Genomic DNA, 16,712 nt, shown 5'->3' on the forward strand with positions numbered 1-16,712 from the left:
TCATAATCCTGATGTTCGCCTTGTATGGTAGTATTCTATTTCATTATGCAATAACTGCTTCCTCATCTTCCAGTCTAACAGATACGAGCTTGGATACGCCGCCTTCTTCCATCGTTACACCGTATAGTACATCGGCCTCTTCCATCGTCCCTTTACGGTGAGTGACGACGATAAACTGTGTTTGCTCTGAAAATTCACGCAAATACTGAGCAAAACGAACGACGTTAGCTTCATCGAGTGCAGCTTCAACCTCATCAAGTACGCAGAATGGAACAGGCTTCACTTGTAAAATCGCAAATAGTAGCGCCATAGCAGTTAATGCGCGTTCTCCACCAGACAACAGCTGCAAGTTTTGCAGTTTTTTGCCTGGAGGCTGTGCGACGATATCAATGCCTGTATCGAGCAGATTATCCGGATCAAGAAGTACGAGGTCTGCTCTGCCTCCGCCGAACAATTTCGAGAAGACGACGACAAATTCACGCCGAATCGCATCGAAGGTCGTCTTGAATCGTTTGCACATTTCATCGTCCATCTCACGAATAACCTGGTACAATGTCGTCTTCGCTTCAACTAAATCTTGCTTCTGTTCACTTAAAAATTGATAACGTTCGTTCACTCGTTGATATTCTTCGATCGCGCCCAAATTGACGTCGCCCAGTGCCGCAATACTGCGCTTCAACTCACGAACTTCATTCTGAGTCATCGTAATATCTTCAGGAACCGGATAACGATGTTTGGCCAGCTCATAACTGAGCTCATATTCTTCACTTAGCTTCTTTAAAATATTTTCCAGTTCAACATCCAGACGGTTCACGCTGATCTCAGTTTGGCGAAGCTGCTCTTCAACAGCTTTCAACTGAGTACGCTGCTCCTTGGTCTCACTCTCTTGAAGCTCGAGCTTTTTACTAAGCTCACTACGAGCTGCCCGTTTAAAATCAAGCTTCTCAGCGGTTTGTTCTTTGCGAAGCTTAAAGTTGTTCAAATCTTCGATTTGTTTCACTTGCTCAGCTGCATTGTTTTCTAAATCCGCTTCGATTGAGGCGAGAATTTTACGATTTTGATCGAGATCGCGCTGCTGAGAACCGAATTCATTTTGCAGACGGCGCAGCTGTTCTTCGAGTGAGAACTGTTCCTGAGCCAGCTTCCCTTCAAGCACTTTCAGATCCGTTAATTGATTCTGCAGCTCTTCCTTCGCAGATTCATTTGCCTTGCGCGCAAATTCGGCAGCTTGAATCGACTGCTGAACGGCCTGCTCTTCAGCTTGCAGTAAAACTAACTGCTCCTCAGCATGTATACGGCTCTTCTCAATCTCTTCAAGTTCTTGCGTGAAATTCGTTTTCTCTTGCCCGAACATATTGAACTGCTCAGTCACATGGCGAAGCTCATGCTCTGTCTGCTTCAATTCGGCTGTGACCTGCTGTTCTTCGGTCCGTTTAAGATCGCCATCTTCACGCAATTTATCCAGCTTGCGCTGCGTTTCACTCATCTGCTCCCCAATGTCTTGAACGCCTTTTTGCAGTTTCACAATTTGATTTTCGGTATCTTGAATATCCGCATCTAACTGATCGAGCTGACGTTTACGACCTAATAAGTTGCTGTTCTTCTTATGCTGGCTGCCGCCGGTCATCGAGCCGCCTGCATTAACAACATCGCCTTCTAAAGTGACAACCCGGTAACGATATTGACAGCGAGCCGCAATTTTATTAGCCTGCTCAAGAGTCTCAGCAATGACTACATTACCTAGCAAGCTGCCGACAATATTGTCATATTTCTTATCATAGCTAACGAGATCAGCACCGATGCCTACAAATCCTTCGGCACCTTCCACCATCGCTTTATCGCTAGGTGAAATTTGTCTGGATCGAATGACATCCAGCGGCAAGAATGTCGCACGGCCAAGCTGACGCTGTTTTAGAAAAGAAATGGCTTGTCTTGAGACTGCTTCGTTCTCCATGACGATGTGCTGCATAGACGCGCCTAGTGCTGTCTCCATTGCAAGTTCCAGCTTCTCAGGCACCTTAATCAGTTCAGCCACAGCACCATGCACACCGCTCAATATCGATTTCCTTGAAGCTTTGAGCACTTCCTTAACTCCAAGCTGGAAGCCGTCAAAGTCATCTTGCATTTCCTTCATCGTATCGCGGCGGGATACGAGCGCTTCACGTTTCTGCTCCCATTTGCGAATTGTGCCTTGAGAATCAGCCGCAAGCCGCTGCAGTGATTGATATCGTTCACTTTCCGTAATGTAATCGTTCCGAAGGTCAGAAATCTCTTTCGCGAGTTTTTGGAGTGTTCGTTCAAGTTCCTCCTTATGTGCAGTAAGCCGCTCTTTCTCTTCCTCCCACTTTAACCCTTCTTCATTGGCACGGTTCATACGGCGTTCAAGTGCTTCCTTCTGCTGGTCTGCGTAACGGATATCGTTACGCATGTTAGCCATTTGGCTCATGAGATCAAGCAGCTTGCCCTTAAGCCTCTCCTCTTCGGCCTGACTGATGCCCCCAGTAACGCCAATAAGTTTCGCTTCTTCAGCAGAAAGCTTCATTCTCAGCTCTTTAAGCTGCTCTTGAGATGCTGCCAGCTTGCTTTCGAGCTGAGCGACCTCTTCACTTCGATTGTTATATCTTTCTTCATTAACTTGCAATGATTCGAGAAGCTGCATCCGGTTTTGTTCGAGGTTTTTTTGCCGTTCCTTCAGTACCTCACCATAACCTTCGCTTTTCTCGAAGCTTTCACTGAACTCAAGCAGGTCGCCTTGAAGCATTTCTACTTCTTCCTCAAGCTGTCTTAAAGCGTTACGGTCATTCGCTAATTTCGCATCATGGGTCGAGACGATCGTCGACAACTGCAGCTCCTCCTCTTTCAGAAGGGCTAATTTGTCATTCGCTTCACTCCAAGACTTATGAATCTGCTCAATTTGGTGCACATATACAGAAATTTCTTTATTTTTTAGTTGTTCACGAAGCTGCTTGTAATGAATCGCTTTCTCCGACTGCTCCTTTAATGGTCCAATCTGATCTTCAAGCTCACTGATCAAATCATGAATGCGCAGCAAGTTTTGCTCCGTTTCATCAAGTTTCTTCGTTGCATCTTTTTTACGAGATTTATATTTAACAATCCCAGACGCTTCTTCAAAAATACCCCGCCGATCTTCAGATCGTGTACTTAATATTTCTTCAATACGGCCTTGTCCAATAATTGAGTATGCTTCTTTGCCGATGCCGGTATCCATAAACAATTCTGTAATATCCTTCAGTCTGCAGGCTTGTTTATTGATGAAATATTCGCTCTCTCCGCTTCGATGCACCCGGCGTGTAACTGTGACTTCATTGAAATCAAGCGGCAATGCATGATCTTCATTATCGAGTGTAAGTGAGACCTCACCATAGTTGACTGCTTTACGCGCATCACTGCCGGCAAAAATAATGTCCTCCATTTTACCGCCACGCAAAGATTTGGCGCTTTGTTCTCCAAGCACCCAGCGAATGCCGTCTGAAATGTTACTCTTGCCGCTACCGTTTGGCCCAACAACTGCCGTAATGCCGCGAACGAATTCCATTTCCGTTTTATCAGCAAACGATTTAAAGCCAGCTAATTCTATCCTTTTCAGAAACATACTTCCACGATCACCTCTTGTGTCTATTGTAACACAGGTTCAGCACTCAAGGAGACAAACAATATACCGAATGCATCGATACATAGAAAAGAGCAAAAAGCAGCACATGCCCGAGTTAGGTCTGGGAACGCCATCACTGCTCTTTGCTCTTTGTTTGTCTGTCTATAGTACAACCTAGCCAGTCTTCATTATTTAGGCAGAGCCAATTTGCTTAACGCCGCCGCAGCTGCTTGTTGTTCCGCTTCCTTCTTGGAACGGCCAACACCGCGACCTAAGCTTTGACCATCCATAAACAGTTCAGAGACAAACTCACGTTCATGTGCAGGACCTCGCTCTTCAACGATCCGATATTCAAGCACTCCCATATTATGGTGCTGAATCGTCTCTTGCAGTTCGGTCTTGTAATCCCGCATTTGCAATTTACCATTATCAGCTACCTGTGGAAAAACAAAGCGCTCTAAAAATGAACGTGCAGCTTCCAAACCTTGGTCTAAATATAAAGCGCCAACGAACGATTCGAATACGTCTGCCAGCAGGGCCGGACGGGTACGACCACCCGTCATCTCTTCCCCTTTACCTAGCAATACATATTTTCCAAACCCAAGAGCCTCAGCAAATTTAACTAGCGATGGTTCGCATACAATCGCGGCCCGCAGCTTCGTTAATTCCCCTTCTGGCCGATTAGGAAAAGTTTTGTACAAATATTCGGATACGGTTAACTCTAGGACTGCATCGCCCAAAAATTCAAGACGTTCGTTATCCTGAGTTTGACTAGTCCGATGTTCATTGACATATGAAGCATGGGTAAAAGCCTGTTTCAAAAGCTGTTTATTTTGAAATTGAATTTGAAGTTGATGTTGTAATTGCTTTAGATCTGCACTCAACAAACTGACCCCTTATGCATCATATTTCTTTAGGATAATGGTAGCATTGTGCCCGCCAAACCCAAAGGAGTTAGACATGACGATGTCTACACTTGTTTTTCTTGCTTCGTTCGGTACATAGTCCAGGTCACACTCTGGATCTTGGTTTTCCAAATTAATTGTAGGTGCAAGTGTTTGATGCTTAATGGAGAGACCGCAAATAACCGCTTCAACCCCGCCTGCAGCACCAAGCAAATGACCCGTCATCGATTTTGTAGAGCTTACAGCAAGTTTGTAAGCATGGTCACCGAAAGCTAGCTTAATCGCTTCCGTCTCGGATTTATCGCCAACCGGTGTCGAAGTACCATGAGCATTAATATACTGAACTTCAGCAGGTTCAATCCCTGCATCGCGAATGGCCATTTTCATACAACGAGCTGCGCCATCCGGATTAGGTTCCGTCATATGGTGTGCATCTGCCGTTAATCCATAGCCAAGCACTTCACCATAAATGTGCGCCCCGCGTTTTAATGCATGCTCTAACGATTCAAGAACGAGTACGCCCGCGCCTTCGCCCATGACAAAACCATCACGATCGATATCAAAAGGCCGGCTCGCCTTCTCAGGTTCATCATTCCGAGTTGACATTGCCCGCATTGCACAGAAACCTGCAATCCCCGTAGGACGAATTGTCGCCTCCGTACCGCCGCATATCATTACATCGGCGTCACCGCGTTGAATCAGCTTATAGGAATCACCGATTGCATGCGTTGCTGTCGCACAAGCGGAAACAATTGACGCATTCGGACCTTTCGCACCGAAAAGAATCGACACATAACCAGACGCCATATTTGAAATCATCATCGGAATGAAGAAAGGACTAACCCGTCTAGGACCTTTTTCAAGCAAAATCTTATGCTGTTCTTCCCAAGTACCGAGCCCGCCGATCCCTGAACCAATAATAACACCTACACGCTCTGGGTCTGCATCTTTCTGAACATCAAGTCCACTGTCCTTTAAAGCTGAAGTTGCAGCCGCAACTGCAAACTGAACGTTTCGGTCCATTTTACGCGCATCTTTACGATCCACATAGTCTTCAGGGTTAAAATCTTTGATTTCAGCAGCAATTTGCGTTGGATATTCACTTACATCAAAAGATTCTATTCTAGATACGCCGGATTTACCTGCCGAGATATTATTCCAGAACGTATCTAAGTTTTGGCCTAGGGATGAAACAACACCCATGCCTGTGATTACAACTCTATGATTCAAACACACTCACCTCTACATAGACTTCATGTGTACTTTCCATATTATAAATCTTCACATACAGAAGATATGCTGCACATCATGTTATTCAAATTAGTGAAAATGAGGATAAGTCCCGCCTACTTATAAAAAGGTGCGGGACTCATCATGCTTACTTAGACTTAGGTATGAGATTGTATGTAGTTAACAACTTCACCTACGGTCGTAATTTTCTCTGCATCTTCATCAGAAATTTCCAGATCAAATTCATCTTCTAATTCCATAACCAATTCAACTACATCGAGAGAATCAGCGCCAAGATCATCTTTAAAAGATGCTTCGAGTGTAACCTCTGCTTCGTCTGCACCTAAACGGTCTACGACAATGCGTTTTACACGCTCAAATACGTCAGACATCCGGTTCACCTCCTCTTTGGTATTATACGAGAAATAACATCAAAATTCCATAGACGTCATCTTATATCCTAGAATTGTCATCTTAAATCCTAGAATTACATGTACATCCCGCCATCAACATGCAATGTTTGACCTGTCATATAAGAAGCCGCATCAGAAGCTAAGAAGGTCACTACTTTTGCGATTTCTTCAGGCTGCCCAAGCCGTGCCAGCGGAATGCTCTCAATCATTTTATCTTTCAAATCCTGTGAGAGACCCGCTGTCATATCGGTGTCAATAAAGCCTGGCGCTACGCAATTGACTGTAATGTTTCGGGAAGCCAGCTCACGTGCTGATGATTTCGTAAGCCCGATTACCCCCGCTTTCGCTGCGACGTAATTCGCTTGACCTGCATTTCCAATGACTCCAACAACAGATGAAATGTTAATAATGCGTCCTGAACGCTGCTTCATCATCGGTCTTGCTACTGCTTTCAAACAGTTGAAGACGCCTTTTAAATTGGTCTCAATGACTTGATCAAACTCTTCTTCCTTCATACGCATAATTAAATTATCTCGAGTAATGCCGGCATTATTCACAAGAATATCTATACGTCCCCATTGATCCAAAACCTGTTTCACCATAGATTCAGCTTGTTCGCTGTTTCCGACGTTAGCCTGTACAGCAAAGGATTGGGAGCCAAGAGCTTGAATCTCTTGCACCACGGAAGCTGCAGCCGCTTCACTGCCAGCATAATTGACGGCAACGTTCGCGCCTGCTTCAGCAAGGGCGATCGCAATACTGCGTCCGATGCCGCGGGATGCGCCAGTAACGAGCGCAAACTGACCTTCAAGAGGCTTAGACATTCGTTTTTCCTCCTTTCCTAGAGTATACGGTTAACCGGCCGTGATCATCAGTATCATATTACACCAAAACAGCTGTTTCCAAACTTTCCAAACTGTTGATTGTAACGGTACGCACGGATTTATCTATTTTTCGAATAAGCCCAGTGAGTACGCTGCCTGGACCAATCTCCACAAAGGTGTCTACCCCTTGAGAAATAAGCCACTGAACGCTGTCCTCCCATAAAACTGGCGAATAGACCTGCTCTACAAGTAGATTGCGGATCGAATCCCCTTCTATAACAGGAGACGCAGTTACGTTCGCTACAACTGGAATTTGTGCATTATGGAACGAAACCGTATTTAATTTGCTGCGCAAATTTTCTGCGGCACCTTTCATTAATGATGAGTGGAACGGACCGCTAACCTCTAAAGGTATAGCTCTCTTCGCGCCTGCTTCTTTCGCTCGCTCTGTCACTGCCTGAATACCTTCTTTAGTACCGGACACGACAATTTGACCTGGACAGTTCAAATTTGCCAGCTCTACAAGATGTCCGCCAGCTGCAATATCAGAGCATAACGCAGCAAGCGCATCCCGTTCAGCGCCAAGAACAGCTGCCATAGCTCCTTGCCCGCCAGGTACTGCTTGCTCCATAAATTCACCGCGAGTCCGGACGATGCTCACTGCATCGTGAAAGGACAGCACTCCGGCAGCAACTAATGCGCTATATTCTCCTAGACTATGGCCCGCAACAAAGTCAGGCGTGATTCCTTTCTGACGAAAGATTTCATATAAGGCCATACTTACAGTTAACAATGCCGGCTGCGTATTCGCCGTTTGCTTCAAGGACGCTTCAGGTCCTTCAAAGATGAGCGAACTTAGCGGAAATCCGAGCACCTCATCGGCATTGATAAAAAATTGTCTAGCGTCAGGAAGAGCATCATACACATCTTTGCCCATCCCAACGGACTGGGAACCTTGCCCAGGAAATACAACAGCGAGTTTACTCATGATCCAAACTTCCTTTCTAAGTGACAAGTTACCACACCAACACGGATGCTCCCCAAGTAAGGCCGCCGCCAAATCCAACCATAACGACTGTGTCGCCCTCTTTCATTCGGCCTTGCTCGGCCGCTTCAACGAGTGCAAGCGGAATAGAGGCAGCAGATGTGTTAGCATACTTATCGACGTTAATCACGCATTTCTCCTCTGGAAGATTAAGACGCTCCATGGCCGATTGAATAATTCGAATGTTCGCTTGATGCGGGATGAACAAATCGATATCTTCTTTCGTAATGCCCGCCTTATTAAGCACATCATCCGTAGCTGTTCCCATGACCCTAACCGCGAATTTGAATACTTCACGGCCATTCATTTGAATAAAATGTTTCTTAGCTTCGATGCTGGCTTGTGAAGCAGGAAGTCTAGAACCGCCGCCTTCAATTTTAAGCAGCGACCCACCAGTCCCTTCAGCTCCCAAATCAAAGGATTTGAATCCGCGTCCTTCAGGCACTTCCCCGAGGATTACAGCGCCAGCACCATCACCGAACAGCACACATGTATTACGATCGGTATAGTCCGTAATTCGTGACAGTGTGTCGGCACCGATCACTAACGCGTTGTTATACATGCCTGTCTGAATGAAGCTCGTAGCGGATGCTAGACCATACACAAATCCCGAGCATGCAGCAGACAGGTCAAATGCCGCAGCCTTCTTAGCCCCAAGCTTATCCTGCAAGATACAAGCTGTTGAAGGAAAAGACATGTCTGGAGTTACAGTTGCAACAACGATCAAATCTAAATCTTCTGCAGCCAAATTCGCAGAAGCGAGCGCTTGTACAGCCGCTTCATACGCTAAGTCCGATGTAGCTTGGTCAGGAGCTGCGATGTGACGTTCACGAATCCCCGTACGGGATACAATCCATTCATCACTAGTTTCAACCATCTTCTCTAAATCTGCATTTGTCAGCACTTTTTCAGGAACATATTTTCCTGTGCCAATAATTCCAACCGGACGCATCTTCAACATAACGTCACTCACTTCCCACTAATTTCTTTGGATATACTTTCATTCAATCCACTTTGTATAGCTGATCTCGCTTGACGGATCGCATTTTTAATGGCAGTTGCATCAGAAGAACCGTGACCTTTTACAACTAGCCCTTTAAGGCCGATAAGAAGTCCGCCGCCATATTCTTTATAATCCATTTTTTCTTTAATACCGCGGAGAGACGGCATAAGCACCGCTGCTGCCAGTTTGTTTTTTAATGAACTTGTAAACTCTTGTTTAAGAATGGAAAATAAAGTGCCAGCCGTGCCTTCGAGTGTTTTCAAAAGAATATTGCCTGCAAATCCATCACATATAAGAACATCGCATACACCTAAAAGGACATCCCTAGCTTCTACATTACCAACAAAGTTAATTGGCATTTCTTCAAGTAAAGGATACACAGCCTTCGTTAGTTCATTCCCTTTCTTCGCCTCTGTTCCGACATTAAGCAGACCGACTCTCGGACGATCGAGACCGTGTAACTTTTCTCTGTACAAGCTGCCCATTAGAGCGTATTGAACAAGATGCTCTGGTTTCGCGTCCATATTGGCGCCAAGATCTAAGACAAGTACGCCTTTATTATCTACTGTCGGGAACATCGATGTTAGTGCAGGACGCTCAATACCTTCCATACGTCCGACTACCAACAGTCCCGTCGTCATTAACGCTCCTGTATTTCCGGCTGATATCATAGCGTCTGCTTTTCCTTCCTCAACCATACGCCCAGCAACAACCATCGAAGCGTCTTTCTTACGTCTTACTGATTTAACTGGCTCATCTTCACCTTCAATAACTTCGCTTGCATGATGAATCGTAACATTTGCCGGTTTATTATCAATCAAGGGTTCCAGTTGATTTTGGTCACCCACAAGTACGATTTCAGTATCTTTCCATAGTTCTGCAGCAGCAAGTGCGCCTTCTACATTACTCTTAGGGGCATGATCTCCACCCATCGCATCAATCGCGATTCTCATGTTGACTCACTCCTTCGCTATACTCTTCGCCTGTGGAACGGTAAATGAGGAAATTTCCTTGAAACACCATCTCTTCACCTACATAAGTGAACACTTCCACTTTAGCTTTTCCCTTCTTGCCTGACATGGAACGCACATAAGCTTTCGCGATACACTTCTCACCTAACTGCACCGATCTTACGAAGCGGATATCCGCTGAGGCCGTTAATGCAATTTCATTATTAATGACCGCTACCGCTAACGAATTGGCTTGTGCAAATATATGATGCCCCCTCGCAATTCCTGTGCGGGAGAACACGTGCTCTTCACGGATCTCAAAAATAGATATGCCGCTCTTATCGAGCTGCAGATCGATAACTTCCCCGATGACTTCATCCAGAGGCAATGAACGAACCTGATCCAAAGATCGCTCAGCCATCTGTTTCATTCGTTCACGAAGTTCAGGAATGCCAAGCTCCATTCGATCCAGGCGAATGGTCTGAATGCTTACCTTCAGCTGTCTAGTTAACTCTTGATCTGTTACAAAAGGATTTTCTTCAATGATTTTTAATAGTTGCTGCTGCCTTAGCGGTTTCGGTAAGCGTTCGATAACCATATACCTCCTTCGACTGAAATATATTCATATATCATGTATATCAGTAAACGATCAATAATTAGAACCAGGTACTAATATGTAGTATAAAGCATGCTTTGTTAAAAATAAAGTGCTGAGCTTAATAAATGGGCCACCTGTGCAAAAAAAATAGCACCTCACCAAAGATGAAGTACTACTTAAATTCAATGTTATTGCGAAATAATTTCTCTTGATTTGTACGTTCCGCACACTTTGCATACGTGGTGAGCAAGCTTCAATTCTCCGCATTGTTCACATTTCACCATGCCTGGCACTGCCAGTTTAAAGTGAGTACGACGTTTGTCACGACGCGTTTTGGATGTTCTCCGTTGAGGTACTGCCATGTTCCCACCTCCTTATTCGAATAAACCCTTTTCCATGAGTTTTCATTATTCATTCAAGTAGAACGGCTCTTATAGGATAAATCCTTAAATAGATGCCCATTCTGAAGATGAATAAGCCAAGTTATTTATTGTTCTTACACTTATTCATTTGTTAAAGAAATCTTTAAGCCCCGCTAGCCGCGGATCGATTCGTTCCGTGCTGCAGCCGCAAGTATGTTCATTCAAGTTCGTACCGCATGAAGGGCATAAGCCTTTACATGACTCTTCACATACAGGGGCAAAAGGAATATGGAATAATACATATTCTTCGATATATGGCCGAAGATCCACAATATCTTCATCGACAAAGTTGATATCCTCATCTTCATCTTCCTGAAGTTCTTCAGCTTTATCACTTTGCTTGAACTGTTCGTGAAAATCAATACTTATGTGTTCCTTCACAGGCTTCAAACAGCGCGAACAGATCATGTCCACATCTGCTGACAACTTACCTTGAACTTGAACAATGTCTTGGACGGATGAAGTCGCCGTCAAATCCACAATGAGCGGACTGATTGCGGTAACATCCTTGCGATCTTGTACAATGCCGCTTACATCAATGGTTTGATGCAAGTGCAAACCGTGATCGCTATTCGCCACTTTTTTAAATTGAAAGTGCATCTTCATCACTCCAAACAAACAAAAACTATTATACTGATTTCTTAAGAGTTTTGTCAACAGCTTCTCCTTAACACCTTTACTCAGATGATTGAAATGAAAGCTGCTGTTAAACTATATATAATGCCTGTGCTATATTCTATTTATGCACAAACTTTATGAAGACCAGAACCGATGTTATAGGAGGTTGAACAGACACTTGAGAACGACGGGAATTATTGTCGAATATAATCCGCTCCACAACGGGCATGTCTTTCACTACACCCGTGCTAAACAAACTACGGGAGCAGATCATATAGTCGCAGTCATGAGCGGTAACTTCTTACAACGCGGCGAGCCAGCCGTTATCAGCAAATGGGCGCGCGCAGAAATGGCACTCAATATGGGAGCTGACCTCGTCATTGAGCTGCCTGTCGCTTATGCTGTGCAGCCAGCTGAATGGTTCGCTTACGGTGCTGCCTCACTTCTCGAGGCTACTGGCGTCGTGGACAGCCTTTGTTTTGGCAGCGAAGTCGGCAATTTAGAGCCATTATCGCAGCTCGCTGATAAACTGGCTATTGAAAACGAACCGCTCAAACTAGCGATTGCCAGCCATTTAGCCAAAGGACTAAGCTATCCAGCCGCATACAGCGCTGCCGCTGCTTCATTAATGGAAACCGATATGAATTCCGCCGCAGTTCAAGCCTTGTTGCAACAACCGAACAATACACTTGCTTTACACTATATGATCGCCCTAAAACGTATAGGGAGCCGCATACAACCGATTACAATACAGCGGGAACAAGCTGGATACCATGATATTGAGCCCGGACAAGGAGCCATCGCCAGCGCTACAGCTATTCGTAAAATGCTGCTCTCAGATGGTCTTGAATCCGTTCGGCCATACATACCTGATTACTGTTACAGTATTCTGGAACGTGAACTCAATATGGGTCGTGGCCCAATGCATTGGGAACGGTTTAGACAGCCGCTAATGCATGCGTTATTTACAAAGACTGCACCAGAACTTGCCGAGTTTCATGAGATGACCGAAGGTTTGGAATATCGTATCGCGAAGACTTTATCTCGTCTCGAGTTACCTACTGTATCTCATTTATTAAAGTCACTCAAAACTAAACGCTATACTCATACCAAACTTCAGCGTGCCCTAGTTCATACGTTGCTAAACCATTCTAAAGCTGAACTCACTCGGGGCAACTTAGCTAAAGGCCCTGGTTATATCCGTGTCCTAGGTTTCAGCAGACATGGACAAGCCTTGCTCAAAAAAATGAAAAAAACAGCCAAGCTGCCCGTTATTATGAGAGCTGCGGCGATTACACATCCTCAGTTAACGCTGGACCTCCGGGCAGCGGCCGCTTATGCAAATGCGTATCCAGAATTAGATACAAAATCGATCTATGCGGATTACATAAGACCGCCTATTCAGATTTAACTGGAAGTTTCTCGATATAACGAAGCGCATCATCCATCGTCTTCACAGGAACAAGCTTCATCGAAGTGCCAATTTGTTTCGCCTTCTTGGCAGCATCTTGATAGTTGGATTCCGGAACAAAGAAAATTTCTGCATGCTCTCTATCCGCAGCAATGATCTTAAACTGGACGCCGCCGATCGGACCGACCTTACCATCCTCATCAATGGTGCCTGTACCCGCAATACGATAACCTTTACTAAGATCGCCTTGCGTCAGTTGATTGTATATCTCAAGAGAGAACATAAGTCCTGCGGACGGACCTCCGATATTCGTCGAAGTAAACGTAACCTGCTTAGATGGATCCTTCGGCTCTACTTTTTGTACTTGACCAATATTGACGCCAAGTCCCGCCTTTGTCATTGAGCTTTCTTGATCAGACTTGAGCGAGATAAGCTCTACATGCTGCGTTATTTTTTGTTGGTCTCTAATTAAAGTAACCGTAACTTGATCACCTGGTTTTTTATTTTTCATGATCGAAGCGAGATCTTCAAATTGATGAATCGGCTGACCGTTAATCTCTATAATTTTATCACCGGATCTAAAATCGCCTTTTGGGGTAATTCCTTCTGGAATAGATACGATGAAAATATAGTCTGTCACCATCTTGTAAGGAATCCCCGCTTTATTATAAGCAGCCATCATAGCTGAAGACTGAGACTGGGCCATATAATAGACCTGCTCTGTTGTATATTCTTGTTTGCTAATGTTTTTGGGCTTTGGCGACAGTTCGGCGTCTGGATTAACGGCGGCCATAACCATCATCGCAATATTCGCGTAGCTTACGGATACAGTTGTTAGCATGAAAGTACCTTTTTCTGCAGGATCCCCATCATGCACCTTGACGAGCGGTTTAATCTCTTCAGCCGATCCCGGTTGATTGACCATATACGGGGTTGGCATGAACACAACGACGTAGACCATAAAAATAACAGTGATTAAATATAACGTCGTCTTTAAACCTTGTGAATTTCTTTGCTGCCTCATTTTCCCCACTTCTCCTTTAGCTCGCGCCCCTAATACAAATGGTCTTTCAGTCTCATTAGATGCATAAAATGGTACTAGCCATTTCTCTCTAGATGAGGTGAACCATGAATCCATCCTTAAGTGAACGTAGCCATCCTTTATTGACGATCGTACTTAGTTCTTGCGCCGTATTTATTGTCGTTGGAATCATTAAAGCACCTGACGAAGCGTTTCAGGCTTCATTACAGGGGTTAACGATTTGGTGGAAAATTGTATTTCCAGCACTTCTGCCATTTTTAGTTCTATCTGAGATGATGATCGCTTTCGGATTCGCTCATGGTCTTGGCGTATGCCTGGAGCCGCTCATGCGACGGCTGTTCGGGCTTCCCGGTATTAGCGGGTGGGTTATTTCATTAGGGATGACTGCTGGTTACCCTGCTGGAGCTGAAGCATCCGTGCAATTATATCGGCAAGGTAAATTATCACCCCATGAAGCGGAGAAGCTCTCAAGCATCGCTCATTTGAGCAATCCAATGCTGTTGATTGTAGTCATAGGCACAGGATTTTTGCATCATCCAGAGATGGGTATCCTCATCGCAATCGTACACTGGCTGTCCTCAGCCGCAGCAGCTATTACGATATCATGGCTGATACGGAACAATGACACATCCTCTACTCCCCTAACTCAAAATGAACAAAAGCAGCATTCTTCTTCCTCTTTATCTTTTATGCGTAAAATATTCAAAGCAATCCATGAAGCCTACCTGCAAGATGGAAGAACCTTTGGCAAATTGCTCGGTGACGCCGTATCCCGCTCAGTCCAAACACTTATGATGACAGGCGGCTTTATGATGATATTCGCCGTAATCATTAAATTATTAGAGCAGCACTTAAAAGTACATTTCGATGGAGTATTTCTAAAAGGATTTATGGAAGTGCATCTCGGCTCATACGCTGTCAGCACTGAGACTTTCGTTTCGCCTGTGTTCCAAATTGCTCTGCTGAGCGCATTTCTCGGTTGGAGCGGACTATCTGCACATCTCCAAGTTAGAGCAATCATGAAACCAGCAGGCTTAAAGCACACTTCGTTTGTTATAACTAGATTGCTTCACGCTATGTATGCGTATATTATTACTTTGCTGCTGTGGAAGCCGCTAAGTTCGTTCATGACGCTGACCCTACCTGCAATATCAGACGCAACATCAAATAAGAGCGTAACCTTATTTACCTTCTTGCCTCATTGGTATCAGTTTCCGATTCTATTAGGCTGGCAAGCTTCTGTGCTATTTATTCTCGTTATGTTATCCGCATGTGTCGGGATTTATCACCGAATTAATTCCCGCTGAACTTGCGCTGGAGCGCGTTCTTGACTTCTGTCGGCACAAGATCGGTCACATCGCCTTGGTACATTGCGATCTCTTTAACGATGCTTGAGCTTAAGTAAGAATACTTAGGGTTGGTCATCATAAAGATCGTTTCCACATCTTCATTCAATTTATGATTTGTGGATGCGAGCTGCAGCTCATATTCAAAATCGGTGACCGATCTAATACCGCGTACAATAACGTGACCGCCCTTAAGTTTCATATAATGTACGAGCAAATCTCGAAAGCTGTCAATTTCCACATTTGGAATATGCTGCGTTACTTGTGCAAGCAATTGTTTGCGTTCTTCCACTGTAAACAGAGGATTCTTGCTCGTATTATTGAGTACGGCCACAATAAGGCGGTCAAATTGTTTAGCAGCCCGCTGAATAATGTCCATATGGCCCATCGTTACAGGATCGAAACTGCCTGGATATACGGCGATACGCTCGTGTTTCATGTATGTGATTCCTCCTCATGGCTTTGGAGTGAAGTGTTCTCTGCGTCATAGACATAGATAGACACCGCTGTTTCTCCATATATAGCTTTACGTTGGCATACAAAATGCCCGAACGATTCGGGATACTCATAACTCGATTCATATTCTAGAACAACGATTGCTTGTGGATTTAACAGTCCGCGTTCGTCCATCAGCTGCATAAGCTCATCGCCGTGTTTTAAACGGTATGGAGGATCGAGGAATACAAGGTCAAATGAAACGCTTCGCTTCTCGAGCGCTTTAATTGCTCTCACCGCATCGTTTCTATACACTTCAGCCTTCTCTGCGAGTCCGGTTGATTTCAGATTGGCACGAATCACTTCAATACTCTTAGGCTCCATATCAATAAAAATTGCTCTGTCCATCCCCCGGCTCAACGCTTCAATACCGAGCCCTCCGGTTCCAGCGAACAAATCTAATGCCATCCCGCCTTCAAAATAAGGTCCAATCATACTAAAAATCGCTTCCTTAACTTTATCCGTCGTTGGACGCGTTCCCATGCCTGGAACTCCCTTTAGCGCTCTGCCTTTGGCACTTCCTGATATGACTCTCACTGCCACATTCACCTATTTCCTAATCTGATATCCACTGTTTGTACAGCGTTCACATGACGTATCGTACCACATTTACTAGCGTATTGAAAAATGAAACAAATTTATAAAGAGAATCGTTTTAAATGCTTAATGTATAAAAATGTTAACTCGCGGGTATCATTGAAATATCGACATCCAAAGAATGTCGTAGACAACCGCGGAGAAGACTTACGTTTCCCCATAAGCTCTTCGTCCGGTTTCTCCTCTCCCATGAAAAGGGC

Annotated in this window: 16 protein-coding genes; 2 read left to right on the forward strand and 14 right to left on the reverse strand. The window is 44.7% G+C overall.

Annotated elements, in window-relative coordinates; all coding sequences use genetic code 11:
* Positions 1–43: 43 nt before the first annotated feature.
* The 11 genes from smc to J2Z20_RS06645 form a co-directional block, all read right to left on the reverse strand.
* Entirely contained in the window at positions 44–3,613 is a 3,570-nt protein-coding gene (gene smc / locus J2Z20_RS06595; protein WP_209846781.1) for a chromosome segregation protein SMC, read from the reverse strand.
* Between the two features lie 188 nt (positions 3,614–3,801).
* Positions 3,802–4,497 carry a ribonuclease III gene (rnc, locus tag J2Z20_RS06600; protein WP_209846783.1) on the reverse strand — a complete coding sequence of 232 codons (696 nt, stop codon included), beginning with the start codon at positions 4,495–4,497 and terminating at the stop codon, positions 3,802–3,804.
* A 12-nt stretch (positions 4,498–4,509) separates the two neighbouring features.
* Entirely contained in the window at positions 4,510–5,748 is a 1,239-nt protein-coding gene (gene fabF, locus J2Z20_RS06605) for a beta-ketoacyl-ACP synthase II (protein WP_209846786.1), read from the reverse strand.
* A gap of 158 nt (positions 5,749–5,906) precedes the next feature.
* Entirely contained in the window at positions 5,907–6,140 is a 234-nt protein-coding gene (acpP, locus tag J2Z20_RS06610; protein WP_068694558.1) for an acyl carrier protein, read from the reverse strand.
* A gap of 95 nt (positions 6,141–6,235) precedes the next feature.
* Positions 6,236–6,985, reverse strand: coding sequence for a 3-oxoacyl-[acyl-carrier-protein] reductase (gene fabG, locus J2Z20_RS06615; RefSeq protein WP_209846790.1), 750 nt, complete (start codon positions 6,983–6,985; stop codon positions 6,236–6,238).
* A gap of 58 nt (positions 6,986–7,043) precedes the next feature.
* Positions 7,044–7,973, reverse strand: coding sequence for an ACP S-malonyltransferase (gene fabD, locus J2Z20_RS06620; protein ID WP_209846793.1), 930 nt, complete (start codon positions 7,971–7,973; stop codon positions 7,044–7,046).
* 28 nt (positions 7,974–8,001) lie between these two features.
* Positions 8,002–8,991 carry a beta-ketoacyl-ACP synthase III gene (locus J2Z20_RS06625; protein ID WP_209846805.1) on the reverse strand — a complete coding sequence of 330 codons (990 nt, stop codon included), beginning with the start codon at positions 8,989–8,991 and terminating at the stop codon, positions 8,002–8,004.
* Between the two features lie 8 nt (positions 8,992–8,999).
* Entirely contained in the window at positions 9,000–9,986 is a 987-nt protein-coding gene (gene plsX, locus J2Z20_RS06630) for a phosphate acyltransferase PlsX (RefSeq protein ID WP_209846808.1), read from the reverse strand.
* On the reverse strand, positions 9,970–10,581 hold the full coding sequence (gene fapR, locus J2Z20_RS06635) for a transcription factor FapR (protein WP_209846811.1): 612 nt from the start codon (positions 10,579–10,581) through the stop codon (positions 9,970–9,972). Before fapR ends, plsX begins: the two co-directional genes overlap by 17 nt.
* 188 nt (positions 10,582–10,769) lie before the next feature.
* Positions 10,770–10,943 (reverse strand): 50S ribosomal protein L32, encoded by a 174-nt coding sequence (rpmF, locus tag J2Z20_RS06640; protein WP_036645943.1) that lies wholly within the window; start codon positions 10,941–10,943, stop codon positions 10,770–10,772.
* Between the two features lie 144 nt (positions 10,944–11,087).
* Positions 11,088–11,603 (reverse strand): YceD family protein, encoded by a 516-nt coding sequence (locus J2Z20_RS06645; RefSeq protein WP_209846814.1) that lies wholly within the window; start codon positions 11,601–11,603, stop codon positions 11,088–11,090.
* A 196-nt stretch (positions 11,604–11,799) separates the two neighbouring features.
* Between J2Z20_RS06645 and J2Z20_RS06650 the strand changes: the two genes are divergently transcribed.
* Entirely contained in the window at positions 11,800–13,032 is a 1,233-nt protein-coding gene (locus J2Z20_RS06650; protein WP_209846817.1) for a nucleotidyltransferase, read from the forward strand.
* Here J2Z20_RS06650 and J2Z20_RS06655 read toward each other — a convergent pair.
* Positions 13,019–14,056 (reverse strand): SepM family pheromone-processing serine protease, encoded by a 1,038-nt coding sequence (locus J2Z20_RS06655; RefSeq protein ID WP_209846820.1) that lies wholly within the window; start codon positions 14,054–14,056, stop codon positions 13,019–13,021. The genes J2Z20_RS06650 and J2Z20_RS06655 overlap by 14 nt on opposite strands.
* A 104-nt stretch (positions 14,057–14,160) precedes the next feature.
* Here J2Z20_RS06655 and J2Z20_RS06660 point away from each other — a divergent pair, with 104 nt between their 5' ends.
* Entirely contained in the window at positions 14,161–15,381 is a 1,221-nt protein-coding gene (locus J2Z20_RS06660; RefSeq protein WP_209846823.1) for a nucleoside recognition protein, read from the forward strand.
* Here J2Z20_RS06660 and coaD read toward each other — a convergent pair.
* Both coaD and rsmD read right to left on the reverse strand, forming a co-directional pair.
* The gene (gene coaD, locus J2Z20_RS06665; RefSeq protein ID WP_209846825.1) at positions 15,368–15,859 is read right to left on the reverse strand and encodes a pantetheine-phosphate adenylyltransferase; all 492 of its coding nucleotides are present in this window, start codon (positions 15,857–15,859) and stop codon (positions 15,368–15,370) included. The genes J2Z20_RS06660 and coaD overlap by 14 nt on opposite strands.
* Complete coding sequence (gene rsmD, locus J2Z20_RS06670; RefSeq protein WP_209846827.1) at positions 15,856–16,452, reverse strand: 16S rRNA (guanine(966)-N(2))-methyltransferase RsmD; 597 nt, start codon at positions 16,450–16,452, stop codon at positions 15,856–15,858. The genes coaD and rsmD overlap by 4 nt, the downstream gene beginning before the upstream one ends.
* Positions 16,453–16,712 lie beyond the last annotated feature (260 nt).

The organism is Paenibacillus sediminis, from assembly GCF_017873765.1.
In the GTDB taxonomy this organism is placed as follows: domain Bacteria; phylum Bacillota; class Bacilli; order Paenibacillales; family Paenibacillaceae; genus Paenibacillus_AG; species Paenibacillus_AG sediminis.